The following is an 11,287-nucleotide window of genomic DNA, read 5'->3' as shown; positions in this document are numbered from 1 at the left end:
TTTTTTCTTACGATTTTTTGGGTTGACCATTCTTTTTCTGAGCGACTACCGGCGTTCCCGGCTGCAATCTGTCGAAACCTGTTACAATGTACTCATCACCGGCTTTTAACCCTTTTGATACGATGAAATTATCACCTGCTTTTCCTGTTATTTCAACTGGAAGCATCGCTGCTTTTCCCCCTTTGATCGTGAACACGAAGATCTTATCCTGAATGGTTCTTGTAGAAGCTATCGGAAGAAGAATGACATTGCTGTAAAACTGCTCCATCACAATCTTTCCGGTATTTCCGCTTCTCAAAAGACTATCAGGATTGTTGAATTTTGCTCTTAAAGTAATAGAACCTGTGGTTTTGTTAAACTGTCCTTCTACTGCATCTATTTTTCCGGTCTGTGCATATTTTTCCCCTCCTGAAAGCAATAGGGAAACGGCAGGAGTATTTTTGATGATCTCGTTGATATTACTTCCTGGCTGTTGCTTCTGGAAATTATTGAAATCATTTTCACTCATGCTGAAATAAGTATAAACCTCATGAATGTCTGATAAAAGCGTAATCGGTTCCTGATTAGAAGGGGTCATTAAACTTCCAAGACGGTAGTTGAATCTTCCGATAAATCCGCTTACCGGAGCTTTGATTGTAGAAAAATTAAGATTGATCTTTGCTGATTCGATGGTAGACAAGGATTGACTTACGGCACCTCTTGCTGCATTGTAAGCTGCTTCCGCTTCTTTTACCTGAATATCGGAAACCATTTTGTTTCGTAATAATTCCTTCTTTCTGTCAAGGTCAATTTTAGACGTGGAAAGATTCGCCTGTGCTGTGATCAGAGCTGCCTGAGCACTTTTCATCTGCTCACGGAAAATCTGGTCTTCTATTTTGAAAAGCGGCTGCCCTGCTCTTACGTAATCCCCTTCATCTACAAAGATCCTGCTTAAATATCCTGTCACCTGCGGTCTGATCTCTACATTGGAAATTCCCTCTACTGATGCTGCATATTCTCTGGAAACAGAAACGTCTCCCTGCTTCACTTTTTCTATTGGAAGTTCGGGAGCCTGCTGTTGATAAACCTGGTTTTGATTGCTTTTCCTACATCCCGCCAAGACCATCAGCGAGAGGAAAAGTATAGTTGATTTTTGAATAAAAAATCTCTGCATAACAATATTCCTTTTAAATTTACGGGACAAAATTCGCCCTAAAAAAATTCAACCGAAATATTCAAAAAACTCCTTGTTTTGTCAGAAAGACTCCTAATTCTTTAAAACATGAGAAATATCATTTAATCCCTTTAATAGAATACATAAATAAGATAATTCTATTTTTTCCATTAAAAATCAGTACTACTTTAGCAAAAAGACATCAATTGCCAATATCAAAAAAAAACAAATAAGTAGCTGATTATCAATATAAATCATCTTTTTTATATTCTAACGGAGACTTTCCCACATGTTTTTTAAAGAACTTACTGAAAGATGCCTGATCTGAAAATTTAAGCTGTACCGCTACATTATTGACATTAAGATTGGGATTTCTGAGCAAAAGCCTGGCTTCTACGGCCAATACCTGATGGATAATATCGCGGGGTGATTTAAACATGGTTTTATTGATCACTTTGGTCAGATATTTACGGCTGATGCAAAGTTTGTCTGCATAGAACTGTACATTATGTTCCTCCTTGAAATGTTTCCGTACCAGAGTGAAAAAACTCGTCGTTAGTTCATCTTCACGGTGAGTTACCTGATGTGGTTTTTCAATTTTCTTAAAATAATTGTCGATTTCATAGATCACCAGTGAAAAGTGATGCCAGATCATTTCATTGAAATAATAATCTTCTTTTTCTGCATTGTTGAGAGCCTTCAGCTCATCAAGATGGAAATTCATCCTTCTGTAAAGATCGGGCTCGTTCCTTATAATGTGTGCGGGATCTGATGACAGGCTTTTCAGTACATCATTTGATTTATAATTAAATCCGGCATCAGCAATAAAGTCTAATGAAAAAAAGATGTACTTTGCTTTATAGTCCTCAGAGATACGATCTATCCAAAATATTTCTGAAAAGGGACAGAAAATAATATCCCCTTTCTCAACATCATACCCTTTGTCATCAAGCCTGAAACGAATACTCCCCTCCTGCATCATAAAAATGCAGAAATAATCTGACCGGTAAGGTGTATTGAGTTTTATGACATAATTAGCCTTATCAATTTCCATGACGACAAATTCTTTTATCCTGAGATCAAATTCTACCTCCCGAAGAAGTTCTTCAAAAGTAAACAGGGATACAAATTCTGTGGGGTCTGCAGTGGATTTTTTAGCCATGAAGGATAAATTAGGGTATTTGAGTGAGAGAGGCAAAAGAGTTTAGTACGCAAGCTGGATGATAGTTATTATCATTAAAAGAACAAATTTCAATTGTTATTTTAATTTTTTCAAGACTGTTTTATCAATTTACGGGAATCCGTAAAAATCAGATTTTTAATGTTTTTAATTTTGAATCATTAATAAAAGTCACTGAAAAGACATAAGATTAAAAAAAAATTAAACGATATAACCTTACTTATGAATACGATGATTCAAGACTCTATTTCCAATACCGATGAAATTCTGGAAAGAATTAAATCGGAACTGCGAAATGCAAAATCAGAAATACTTATTGCAATGGCCTGGTTTACGAATCCTGATTTGTATACCATTATTCGTGATAAACTACATGAAAATGTAAAAGTATCCCTTATCCTTTCGGATCAACCGGACAATGAAAAGCTGGATTTTGATATTCTTGTCAGCCATGGTTTAAACTTTACAAAAATAAAAAATATAGGCTATGGAATGATGAATCTCAAGTTTTGCGTGATTGATCGGTCTATAGCCATTTCAGGTTCATACAACTGGTCCAACAATGCTAAAAACAATCATGAACAGGTATTGGTGACTAATTTTCCAAAAACGGTACACGAACTCATCGGAAGTTTTTCCCGGATTAAAAACAGGATTGAAAAACTGAACAGCGGGCTTAGTATGGAAGACATTGAAAGGGAGGAAAAAGCATTTTCAGAAGCTTCTGTGAATATGATGAAAACTGAAATAAAATCAACACCCCTGAACTTCCAGGAACAGTCATTGAAGGAATTCAAAGACGTTCTGGATAATATTATCGCTACGGAAGTAGGCTCCTTTGATAAAAGTCTCCTGAAGGAAAACGCTTATCAGAGAGCTTTTGAAAATCAGGGTGATCATCAGGTACTTCCTCAGGCAATGGATAGCTTGTATTCGAACTTCATCAATGAAATAGAAGTGATCACTGAAAAGAAAACCAGATTGAAAAACAGAATTGAAGAGCAGCTTAAAGTGAGCATCAGCAATGTAGAAATGAAGACTCAGAATGAAACCGATACCCTGCACTACAATCTCACTTCTGAAACCCAGAATATTGGAGACAACATGCGGGAAACGGAGAAAAACATTGAAGATAAAAAACATAGCATTGAATCCAACATTACCATTAAGATTCCTTTTATTCAGGATAAAATCAATGTTCTGACCCAAAAAATAAACGAATTAAAAGTTGACTTTGTAAAACCTCCTGTGAACTGGCCGCTTACGTTATTATTAAGCTTTATTACGCTGATGCTCGTCTTGTATATTTTTATTTTCTATTCATCAGTCGCTTATATTTTTATCTTTTCAAAAGAGGACATTATCGCTGAACTCAGAAAAGGTTTTGTCACGGAAATGCCGGAAGTATTTAATGCTCATGCCATAACAAAAATATGGAACAAAGGTGCCGGGGGAATATTGTTTCTTTTTCTTTTTGTGATTATACCTCTTGCTCTAGGAATGTTGAAATTAATCAAGCCTGAGAATACGGATATTACAGATTCCGACACCGGAGAACAAAAAAGGAAATCAAAAATTTCACTATTTATAGATCAAAACAGAGGTTTATTGCTCATCTTTCTTGTAGACTGTTTTATCGCCTATAAAGTAGCCAAAAACATCAATGATATTGAATATCTTATTAATCAGACAGATCAGAAAGCGACATTCTCAGAGATCGTTTTTTCACAGAACTTTTTATTGGTTTTCACCCTGGGAACATTAAGTGTTTATCTTTTCGGAATAGTGATTGATAAGCTGTATCATTCTTATCACAAAAGAACCAGAACCCATCATCAGGAAAAGACAGAATTCATTGTAGGCAAATTGGAAGAAGAAAAAGAAGAGCATCAAATACAGGTAAATAGTTTAAAGGAGGAAAACAACAAACTGAACAGCGACATTCAGGGTCTGGAGAGAAATAAAGTGACCATGAATAAACAGCTTCAGGATCTTCCCTTATTGACCAATACCAAAATAAACAATCTGAAACAACTCTTGCTTACTTTCAGGGAAAAGGTAGAGAATCTTGCCCAAATTTACAAAAGCCAGGTTGATAATGACAGGCTTCCCATCTCAAAACCCGAGATGGAAAACAGGGTGAATATCTTCATGGAAGGCTGGAGCAAATATCTGTATGAAATCTATTCCGTGAATAAAGCAGAGATCAAAACCACAGAAGCCATCAGAGAATGTGAAAACTGGCTGAATGTCATCGCATTTCACGAAAATTTCGTTTCAGAAATATCCCAAAACTAATCCAAACCATCAGATGAAAACAATGACAAAATCAATATCCGGAATTCTGAAAGTATTGTGTATATTATTCATTACCTCATGTTGCACAAAAGAAACCCCTTCAGAAATTCCAGATGACAACTTACCTAAAATCTATGATTATAATGTTTTAATTGTTCCGGATCTTTCGAACAGAATTAATCCTGAAATACACCCAAAACCACTGAACGACACTTTATTAATCAATACAATTGCTGATCATATAGACAATTTACTGAAAATAAAAAGCAGGCAAATGAACCAGCTGGACATTTATAAATTTGACTTTATCAACAGAGGAATACTCAATCAGCATATTGCGAACACGGAGGATCTGGAAATCAATTTCAGAAAATTCAAAGATCAGGCACAGGAAGCATCCCATTACAAAAGACATGATCTGAAGCCAGACATTGCATCATTTAAAAATAATATTTCGAAGGTCTACGATTATTCACTTGCCCACTCTGCAGGATCGGATGTATGGAATTATTTTAATCAGAATATTAAAAATTCGATGATCAATGAACCTGATAAAAAAGTTGAAATTGCAAAAGATGAATTTGTCATTACAGGTACCAGAAATATTGCCGTTCTATTTACGGACGGCTATATTGAGAGTGCTAACAATAGTTCCGGGCTTAGATTAGATCAGGATCTTATCAAAAAAATCAGGAAAGAATTCGTCAGCAGCGGATCTGTTGATCTTGAAAAATTCATTCTATCAAAACCGGAATACCTCATCAGGAAAACCTCAGACCTCAATCAGCTCAATGTTATTGTATTCGAAATGGTAGATCGTTCACTGGATAAAAACGGAGTCACAACTGTACAACCTACAGATTTTGAGATCATGAAAATCATCTGGAAAAAATGGCTGAAAGATTCCGGTGCCGCACAAGTGGAAATCTATCCGGCATTGACCAATAAAACAGAAGCTTATGAGGCTCTAAAAAAGTTTATGGAAGAAATCAAATAACCATTATATTTCAATAATCAGCTCTTTTTCATAACCATTGTATTTTTCATCAATATAACCATGCGGATTACAGATCACCTCGGTTTTCCCAATAGCATATCTGCATGGGGTATGGATATGTCCGTGAATCCAGTAAAGCGGCTGATGTTCTTGAATGAAATCTTCCATATCGGAAGCATAAGCAGCAGTCAAAGGATCTTCTTTATACTGTTCCGGGACACACCGTAAACTTGGTGCATGATGGGTAACAACGATATTTTTTAAGCCTGTTGAATTTTCGAGACTTTCTTTTAACCAAAGCCTTGAAAACTGATGAATTTTAAATGTATCAATGGTCCTCATTTTTGAATAGGAAGGATCCCGTCTGATCATTTTATAATCATTCATTTTGGGCTGACAGATCATTCCGTACTGAACAGGATTTCCAAAAACAGAAAAATCCGTCCAGAGCGTGGCTCCGTGAAAGCGAACACCCTCAATATCCGCGGCTTTATCTTCAAGAACAAAGACATTTGAGCCTTCAGCAGAGTGTTTTATTTTGTTTAAGGTTTTAGGATAGGAGCCTTTATAATATTCATGATTTCCCAGAACATAAATGACAGGTTTGTCCTTTATTTTCGACTTAATCCATTCAACTCCTTTGGTACCCAAATTAATATCTCCAGCCAATACGACCACATCTGCATGATCAAAAAATAAATCAGTCGATCCGAATTCCTGGTGAAGATCACTGATGATCTGTATTTTCATGCTGCTAAAATAAAAAGAACCGACAAAATAATGCCGGTCCTCTTTCATATAGTTTTGTATATTTTTAATAGAAACTTATCTATCAGTACCTATTGATATGAGTAAATAACTATTATGAGTTTATATGTTCTTTTGCCTTGAAACAAAATGAACCAAAAATTCAAGACTGGAATCTTTCGCTGAAAATTAAAACTTGCTTCTAAAATTTCCAAACTCGTGCGGATTCATCGTTACTCCTACGATTCAATATACTTCCCGCAATCAAACAGCGGAATTTTTTTAATCAGCGGCACATTCATCTTTTTTACTCTCCTCAAACAGACAGGAATAATAATTTATTTGCGTTAAAATTATGGGGTTATAAATATTTTTATCTATGAAACCGCTATTTCCGCCTGTCTGGTTTTTAAGCTTTTAACAATAAAATACAGCAGCATCGCAAGGGCCAGTAAAGCATATCCAACCAGAATAATCAAACTGAGATCTCCCACTGCATACTGAGAGGGAAAGATCTGGCTCATCAACGTCATAAATGACAATCCTATTCCGGCTCCCAGGAAATAACTGGTGGAACTTAAACTGGAGGCTACTCCGTAATGTGAAGGCTCCACATCCTGAATTCCCAGCACTGAAAGTGCGGTAAAACAAAATGTCATCCCTATTCCTGAAATACAGGCAGCTCCAAGTAATACTACCGCCAATGGATGGCCTGTATACACCGAAATCAGTAAGGATAAAGCACCTGCCAGCATGAAACTCCATCCGAAAACACCCATTTGTGAAGAACTTAATCTTTTAGAAATATGGGGAAGTGCAAATTTTGAAGCCAATGCAGACATGATACTGAAAGGTACAAGCATCAGTCCCGCAGAAGCCGCACTGTGTCCCATATCTTTCTGAAGCATTAATGAAATAAGAAATAAAAATCCTATAAAAAATGCCCCTAGCGTGAAAAACACCATATTAGAAACCAGCAGTGATCTGTGTTTAAGCAATTGTAAATCGATTAAGGGCTGGGATACAGACTTTAATCTGACAAACACAGCGACTAAAAGTAAAACCGCAAGCACAAGAGAACCGACAATCATTAAAGGATTTTCTTTGATATGAACCAGTTCATGGGTTCCGTATGTAAGACTTAAAAGTCCCAAAACAAGCAGCATTCCGGAGATAAGATCCGTTTTCTGACCGCTCTGTCTTTTTTCGTCTGCCGGAAGATATTGGTAAGCAAAAACTAACGTAAGCAACAAAATGGGAACATTGATGAGGAACACCCAATGCCAGCTCAGATAAGTACTGATGATACCACCGACAGACAAACCGCTTCCGGAACCTATCGCTGCAAATGAACTGAAAATTCCAATTGCGTAATTACGTTCCTGCTCTTCTCTGAATGTATTGGTCACAATAGATAAGGCAGAAGGCATAATGAATGCTGCTCCCAATCCCTGAAGAGCACGGAATATGGCTAAAACTTCAAAGCTCTGCGAAAGTCCTGCTCCCAATGAGGTCAGCATAAAAATCAAAGCTCCGATCAGGAAAATTTTCTTACGACCCAGCTGGTCTGAAAGTTTACCCCCGATGATCAGAAATCCCCCGAAAAACAGCACATAAAGCGTTTGCAGCCACTGCACGGTCTCTGCTCCGATGTGGAACTGCTCCTGAATAGAAGGAATCGTTAAATTAATAATGGCAATATCCAAAGCCTCTACAAAAGTTCCTACCGATGCTAATATTAATATTAAATTTTTCCTTGTACTCATAGATTCAAATTTCCTGCAAAATTAAAATTAAAAGAACATATGTAAAAATTATATAGTAAATTTGGAACGAATCAGCTATACAAGCTATTAAAAAAGAACAAATACACTTCAACCCCTCATAACAAGCCTAAAAACAGAACAAATGACTACAGAACATTATACTCCGGATGAGAAAGATCTTTCTATCCTTCGTTTATTACAGAAGGATGCCAAAATGAGTATTCGTGATATTTCGGCAAGGATCAATTTAAGTCCTACTCCCACTCATGAACGGATCAAGCGGATGGAAAAACAGGGAATTATTAAAGAATACACCGCTGTTGTAGACCGAAAAAAGGTGAACAAAGGCATGATGGTGATTTGCATGATTGCCCTGAATGTCCACAATAAAAAGACAGCCGGAAAATTTATTGAAGAGGTGGGAAAACTGAAAGAAGTGGTAGAGTTTTATAACATCAGTGGAGACTTTGATTTTATGCTTAAGATCCTGGCTCCGAATATGGATGATTTCCATGAATTTTTCGTCAATAAACTTTCTGAAATTGAGGGAATCGGACAGACGAAAAGTATTTTTGTGATGAACAGCATTAAGGAGAGTGCCCAGATTTTGTAGGAGTTTGAAGAGGGAAGCGAGAAGATGGGCGCGGGAAGTTACTTTCAGTCTGTAAATGGATTTCTGGTCATTTTAAGATCCTTGTCAAGGTTTTGAACCTTGACAAGGATTTTCACCGAATTCAGATTAACTTGATGAAACTGTAAATTCAATGAAAACAGGATTCATTGTTCTTTCTTCTTTGAGTAACTCCTATCCTCCCACTTCCTTTCTTTTAAGAATCTTTTACTATTTTATTTTCGTCATTCTGTTTAGGATTAAGTAAATTGAAGTCCATTTAAAATTACAGACTATGCCCTGGAATCCTGACGTTTATAATCAATTTAAAAATATCCGTTTTAAGCCCTTTTATGATCTTGCAGAGCTGATCACTGATGAAAGAAATATGAAGGCAGTAGATCTTGGTTGCGGAACAGGCGAACAAACCGCCATTCTTACTGAAAAATTTCAAGATGCTGTTTTTACAGGAATCGATTCTTCTCCGGAAATGCTTGAAAAATCCAGGTCACTTGAAAATGAGCGGCTCCATTTCAAAATGGCAACAACGGAAGCCATGTTGGATGAAGATGAAAACTGGGATCTTATTTTCAGCAATGCAGCACTGCAGTGGTCTGATGATCATCAGCATCTGTTTCCGAAACTTATTTCCAAACTGAATACCGGAGGACAACTGGCGGTACAGATGCCTTATCAGCCGGGCAATACCCTGAATAAAATCCTTTTTGAACTGGCCAATGAGGAACCTTTCCGAAATGACCTTAACGGCTGGAACCTACCTTCTGCGGTGTTGACAATCGATGAGTATGCTCAAATTTTATTTGACAGCGGCCTTGAGGATCTGAATTTATCCCAGAAAGTTTATCCCATCATTGCGGAAGACCACGAAACTTTATTCAATTTTATCTCCGGATCAGCTCTGATTCCTTATCTGGAAAAACTTACTGAAGAACAGCAGAAATCTTTTACAACTGAATTTAAACAACGTATTGCAAAGGATTTTGCTAAGCTTCCTGCTATTTATTCTTTTAAAAGAATTTTACTTTATGGAAGAATAAAATAAGTAAAAGAAGAATTTTGAATTATTAAAGTGGAGAAAATACGGGTATTAAAAAGACTTTCCAAATAATTAGATTTTACAAATAAATAATATAGATATTAATCATAATACAAACTATTCCTTTTATCATTGAATTTAAATCAATATACCTCAATTTAAAATCACTTTATTGTGACAAATAAGTGTTTTCAATGATAATATTTCATACTTTAGTGATAACTAAAAACCATCAAAATTCAAAATTTATGAAAACATCACTATTATCCATGAAAAATGGCCTGACCACCGCTATGGTACTGTTAACTGGAATCGCCAGCGCTCAACAGTGGCAAGTTACAGGAAATGCGGGAATCACTCCCGCTAATTACGCGGGTACTGTAGATCCAAGGCCTTTTTATCTGAGAACCAATGGCGCTTCTTCCAACCCAGGACAAGCTATTCTCAATGAGGCAGGTTCATTTATCGTAGACGCAGTCAACAATTCCAATGTGGCAAAAGTAAAAGGAAGTATCGTTAACGGTATTTCCAATATTCTTGGTGCGCAGGCCAGCAGTTCTCTTGTCAGCGGCTGGGAAAATGATCTGAGCAATGGCGGAGGCGCGAATATTATTGGCGGACAGGCTAATGTAGTTTTGAATAATGCCGGAAAATCTGTGGCATTAGGCTGGAAAAATACCATCCGAAACTCTAATCAGTTTGCCCTAGGGGTAGGAATTGACCTTAAAGATGTGTATTCCGGAGGATTCGGAATTGATCTGGCTGCGACGGGAAACCGTTCTTTTGTAATCGGATCAGGAACAGGAGGAGCAAAACTGACGAATAATATTCCATTATCGATCATGTTTGGTCTGTCTCCTACCTCAACGATGCTGATCAAGGATAAAAGTGTGGGAATCCTTACGCTCTCTCCTACTGCCAATTTCCATACGGTGGGAACGGTACGGTTTGAAAATTTACCTTCAGGAAGCGGAAACGCGCTGGTCGTTGATGCAAGTGGAAATGTCATGGTATCCACCACGCCACTCAGCAGAACGGCTACTGCTTCAGATGCAACGGTACAGCAACTGGAAGACCGCATTAAAAATCTTGAAAACACAGTAGAGGAACTTAAGCAATTGTTGCTGAACAAAGGGACTTCAACTTCACTTACAAGTTCTTCAGATATCGCTCAGCTTTCTCAAAATGTTCCCAACCCTACCCAAAACGGAACGAGCATCGGTTATTATCTGCCACACAATGCAAAATCAGCTTCGATCGAAGTTTATAATATTTCCGGCCAGCTGGTAAGAACGCTTCCCCTTCGCGATAAAGGCAACGGATCGATCAATGTCTCCAGTTCAGACCTTCCATCCGGTACCTATGTTTATAAAATGACCACAGACGGAAAAGTAACGGGCGCCAAAAAGATGGTGATCCGGGATTAGATTCTTGATATATTATTTTCAAAAGAATGGCTGAAGGATTTCTCTTTCAGCC

General features: G+C 37.2%; 9 protein-coding genes. 5 read left to right on the top strand and 4 right to left on the bottom strand.

The features are described from left to right. Nucleotides 1-7: 7 nt before the first annotated feature. Both BUC06_RS14440 and BUC06_RS14435 read right to left on the bottom strand, forming a co-directional pair. Entirely contained in the window at nt 8-1,153 is a 1,146-nt protein-coding gene (locus BUC06_RS14440) for an efflux RND transporter periplasmic adaptor subunit (RefSeq protein WP_073334719.1), read from the bottom strand. Nucleotides 1,154-1,397: 244 nt separating this feature from the next. After that, nucleotides 1,398-2,315 carry a helix-turn-helix domain-containing protein gene (locus BUC06_RS14435; RefSeq protein WP_073334718.1) on the bottom strand — a complete coding sequence of 306 codons (918 nt, stop codon included), beginning with the start codon at nt 2,313-2,315 and terminating at the stop codon, nt 1,398-1,400. Between the two features lie 240 nt (nt 2,316-2,555). Here BUC06_RS14435 and BUC06_RS14430 point away from each other — a divergent pair, with 240 nt between their 5' ends. Together BUC06_RS14430 and BUC06_RS14425 are read left to right on the top strand one after the other, a co-directional pair. After that, a complete protein-coding gene (locus BUC06_RS14430; protein ID WP_073334717.1) occupies nt 2,556-4,631 on the top strand; it encodes a phospholipase D-like domain-containing protein in 2,076 nt (691 codons plus the stop codon). A gap of 22 nt (nt 4,632-4,653) precedes the next feature. Beyond that, on the top strand, nt 4,654-5,628 hold the full coding sequence (locus BUC06_RS14425; protein ID WP_139263367.1) for a hypothetical protein: 975 nt from the start codon (nt 4,654-4,656) through the stop codon (nt 5,626-5,628). Nucleotides 5,629-5,631: 3 nt separating this feature from the next. Here BUC06_RS14425 and BUC06_RS14420 read toward each other — a convergent pair whose 3' ends face one another. Both BUC06_RS14420 and BUC06_RS14415 read right to left on the bottom strand, forming a co-directional pair. Beyond that, nucleotides 5,632-6,378, bottom strand: a complete 747-nt coding sequence (locus BUC06_RS14420) for a metallophosphoesterase (RefSeq protein ID WP_073334715.1) — start codon at nt 6,376-6,378, stop codon at nt 5,632-5,634. A 374-nt stretch (nt 6,379-6,752) separates the two neighbouring features. Continuing rightward, entirely contained in the window at nt 6,753-8,141 is a 1,389-nt protein-coding gene (locus BUC06_RS14415) for an MFS transporter (protein WP_073334714.1), read from the bottom strand. A gap of 142 nt (nt 8,142-8,283) precedes the next feature. Between BUC06_RS14415 and BUC06_RS14410 the strand changes: the two genes are divergently transcribed. The 3 genes from BUC06_RS14410 (at nt 8,284) to BUC06_RS14400 (ending at nt 11,235) form a co-directional block, all read left to right on the top strand. After that, on the top strand, nt 8,284-8,754 hold the full coding sequence (locus tag BUC06_RS14410) for an Lrp/AsnC family transcriptional regulator (protein ID WP_073334713.1): 471 nt from the start codon (nt 8,284-8,286) through the stop codon (nt 8,752-8,754). 292 nt (nt 8,755-9,046) lie between these two features. Further along, on the top strand, nt 9,047-9,814 hold the full coding sequence (locus tag BUC06_RS14405) for a methyltransferase domain-containing protein (RefSeq protein ID WP_073334712.1): 768 nt from the start codon (nt 9,047-9,049) through the stop codon (nt 9,812-9,814). Nucleotides 9,815-10,056: 242 nt separating this feature from the next. After that, nucleotides 10,057-11,235 carry a T9SS type A sorting domain-containing protein gene (locus BUC06_RS14400; protein ID WP_167367428.1) on the top strand — a complete coding sequence of 393 codons (1,179 nt, stop codon included), beginning with the start codon at nt 10,057-10,059 and terminating at the stop codon, nt 11,233-11,235. Nucleotides 11,236-11,287 lie beyond the last annotated feature (52 nt).

The sequence above is a fragment of the Chryseobacterium carnipullorum genome, assembly GCF_900142785.1.
Lineage (GTDB): Bacteria > Bacteroidota > Bacteroidia > Flavobacteriales > Weeksellaceae > Chryseobacterium > Chryseobacterium carnipullorum.
This window is presented reverse-complemented; position numbering and strand designations above follow the sequence as displayed.

Bases quoted from the DNA above. Each gene is read 5' to 3' on its own strand.
- BUC06_RS14440 (WP_073334719.1), bottom strand. From the start codon at position 1,153: ATGCAGAGATTTTTTATTCAAAAATCAACTATACTTTTCCTCTCGCTG.
- BUC06_RS14435 (WP_073334718.1), bottom strand. From the start codon at position 2,315: ATGGCTAAAAAATCCACTGCAGACCCCACAGAATTTGTATCCCTGTTT.
- BUC06_RS14430 (WP_073334717.1), top strand. From the start codon at position 2,556: ATGAATACGATGATTCAAGACTCTATTTCCAATACCGATGAAATTCTG.
- BUC06_RS14425 (WP_139263367.1), top strand. From the start codon at position 4,654: ATGACAAAATCAATATCCGGAATTCTGAAAGTATTGTGTATATTATTC.
- BUC06_RS14420 (WP_073334715.1), bottom strand. From the start codon at position 6,378: ATGAAAATACAGATCATCAGTGATCTTCACCAGGAATTCGGATCGACT.
- BUC06_RS14415 (WP_073334714.1), bottom strand. From the start codon at position 8,141: ATGAGTACAAGGAAAAATTTAATATTAATATTAGCATCGGTAGGAACT.
- BUC06_RS14410 (WP_073334713.1), top strand. From the start codon at position 8,284: ATGACTACAGAACATTATACTCCGGATGAGAAAGATCTTTCTATCCTT.
- BUC06_RS14405 (WP_073334712.1), top strand. From the start codon at position 9,047: ATGCCCTGGAATCCTGACGTTTATAATCAATTTAAAAATATCCGTTTT.
- BUC06_RS14400 (WP_167367428.1), top strand. From the start codon at position 10,057: ATGAAAACATCACTATTATCCATGAAAAATGGCCTGACCACCGCTATG.